This window comes from Pseudarthrobacter sp. NPDC080039, assembly GCF_040702335.1.
Lineage (GTDB): Bacteria > Actinomycetota > Actinomycetes > Actinomycetales > Micrococcaceae > Arthrobacter > Arthrobacter enclensis_A.
In genome coordinates this window covers 14,153-17,085 of the sequence record NZ_JBFBKY010000040.1, presented here as the reverse complement: position 1 = coordinate 17,085, position 2,933 = coordinate 14,153, and the positions used below count along the sequence as shown (strand labels likewise).

General features: G+C 64.6%; 1 protein-coding gene and 1 pseudogene. Both read left to right on the top strand.

Annotated features, from left to right (window positions below):
- Window positions 1–800, top strand: a pseudogene (locus AB0313_RS21030) (hypothetical protein); the annotation flags it as partial.
- A 510-nt stretch (window positions 801–1,310) separates the two neighbouring features.
- Window positions 1,311–2,933, top strand: a 1,623-nt coding sequence (locus tag AB0313_RS21025; protein ID WP_366308164.1) for a S8 family serine peptidase, incomplete at its 3' end; no start/stop codon positions are given.

Genomic DNA, 2,933 nt, shown 5'->3' with positions numbered 1-2,933 from the left:
TGACCGGAGCCGCAAACCTCGGGAGCACCGGAACATCCGGTACCACCACCGGCACCGTGGGCGCGACCCTCGGCACCGGGACCACCACTCCCGCGCCGGTCCCCACCACCACGGCCCTGACCGGAGCCGCAAACCTCGGGAGCACCGGAACATCCGGTACCACCACCGGCACCGTGGGCGCGACCCTCGGCACCGGGACCACCACTCCCGCGCCAGCCCCCACCACCACGGCCCTGACCGTGGATGTGGCTCTTGGGACCACCACGGTCCTTGCCGCGGATGTGGCCCTTGGGACCACCACGGCCACGGATCCCACGACCGGCACCCTCGCCGCCGTAGCCAGCCTGGGCGCCGGCATCACTTCGGCTGCTCCGGCCACCACCGGAGTCACGGCTCCCGCCACCGGCAGCCTCGGCACTGTGGGCAGTGCGGACCTCGGTATTGCCGCAGGGCTTGGTGGCACTTCGGGTGCTGGCGTCACGGATGGCAGCGGGTTGTTGGTTCAAGGAACGAACACAACGGGGACAGGGTTTCCCGTTATTGGCGGGGCCAAAGTAGTAGCGGGGGACAGCGGAACCGGCGGGTTTTTGGTTGTCCCCGCGGGTTCGGTGACGGGTGTGGCAGCAGGGACCGCGGCTGTAGATACGGTGGTAGCGGCCATGGCATCTGCGCCGCCTGCGTCTGGTGTTAACAGCTTGGCAATGACCGGCTTCGATGCGTTCATGCTCTCGCGTGGCCTGCTGCTTCTGGTCCCCGGGGTCCTGATGCTCCGGCTGCGGCGGCGGCGCCGCACTGTCTGATACCGGCGAGGAAAGCACCGCCGCTTCAGGCCTTCGCTAATGCGCGGCCGCTCGTGAAGTGGCAACGAGCGGCCGCGTGGCGCAAGGTGGTTTCTTTGTAGCCAAGGGTCCGGTGGCGATGCCCTGATAGTTCGCCACCGGGCCAGGGCGGTGGGTGTCAGGCAGCTTGCACAGTGAACGTCATCGCGGCACGGGGCCTCAGAGAAGGAAATAAGGAATCCGGCCGTGAATGTACCCCGATCATTACTCTGTTCAATTCAATAGTCGGCATCCACAGTGGCGGTCACCCAACGTGGTCGCTACGGTCTCCGGGTTACCAAACATCCGGGATTGCTGGTCGCCGAGCCCGTCGGGTCCGTTCCGGCCTTTCGAGGCATTCGACGGTGGGGGCGACCGGGATTGCAGTATTTGACGCTGAGTAGCGTGCCTCATGGAATGGGAGGCCCAATAGGAGTGAATGTGCGCACGACAATAAATATGCCCAACCGTCCTTTAGCCGCAAGAACGACGGTGTTAGCTGTTGCAGTCATGATGCTCGGTTCAGTAGTGGCAACGGGTGCAAACGCGGCTGAGACGCCAGCGCCGCCGCCCGGGCCTTCAGCCGTGCAGAAAGCGGCGGCCCCGCCGCCGACGGACCAGTTCATCGTGAAGTTCAAGCCCGCTGCTGCCGGTAATTCCGCCGAACGTGGAAAGACCTATGAGAAGGCGGCCCGCGATACCTCAATCGCCGTCAAGGAGCTCAAGTCGGCCACCGGTAACGCCAAGGTGGTAAAGGCAAGCCGTAGGCTCAGCGCCGACGAGTCGACCAAGGTCCTGCAGAGCCTCGCCGCATCCGAGAACGTTGCCTCTGTCGAGCCCGACATCCTCATGCAGGCCGCGTCGACTCCCAATGACACCTACTATCCACAGCAGTGGGGGCTGTCCGATCCCAATGTCGGTATCCGGGTTCCATCTGTTTGGGACAAAACCACCGGAACCGGTCAAATCGTTGCAGTGATCGATACCGGCATTACCGCGCACAGCGACCTGAACGCGAACGTCATTGCGGGGTACGACATGATCACGGGCACGACGGGTTCTCGTGACAGTGACGGCAGGGACGCCGACGCATCCGATCCCGGCGATTACCGGGCTCCCGGGGACTGTGGTTTGACCTCAACCTCCACCTCGTCCTGGCATGGAACCCATGTTGCCGGGATCATAGGCGCTATCGCCAACAACGGCGAGGGTGTCACCGGGGCGGCTCCAGGGGTCAAAATCGAACCGGTCCGGGCCCTGGGCGATTGCGGCGGTTACCTCTCCGACATTTCGGATGCCATCACATGGGCCTCCGGTGGAACCGTCAACGGCGTCCCCGCCAATGCCAACCCGGCCAGGACCATCAACCTGAGCGTTGGCGGTACCGCAGCGTGCTCGTCCACGCTGCAGGCGGCCATTGACGGTGCCGTGAGCCGCGGTTCAACGATCTTTGTCGCTGCCGGGAACGAAAACCAACCGGCCGCCAACGACACTCCGGCTAACTGCAACAATGTGATCACCGTCGGTGCCTCCAACCAGTCCGGGTCCAAGGCGTCGTACTCAAATTATGGGGCCGCCATCGACGTCATGGCTCCCGGGGGCGACACCGGCGCGGGCATCCTGTCCACGCTCAACGCCGGGATCACGACGCCAGGGGCTGAGACCTACGGCTATATGATGGGGACCTCCATGGCCACGCCGATGGCAGCCTCCGTCGGGGCCCTCATGAAAGCCGCAGATCCATCCCTGACACCGGCCCAGATCAAAGCGGAGCTGAAAGCAACGGCCCGTCCTCTTCCCGGAACCTGCTCGGGCGGCTGCGGCGCCGGCCTTATTAATGCCGCTGCTGCCGTCGTGTTTCCGGGTGCACCCACTGCACCGCAGAGTCCCATTGCAGTCAAGGCAGCTTCGCTGAACGGCGCTCTCGGAGCAGCCACCACGGGGGAGGTGTACGGCCTCAAGGACAACGGCGGGTACCAGTGCTTCGAGCACGGATGCATCCTTTACTCACCCGCATCAGGAGCACACGTCTCAACCGGCGCGATCCGAGCCCTGTGGGCGGCCACCGGGTACGAAAACGGTGCCCTGGGATACCCCGTCACCGATGAAGTCCCC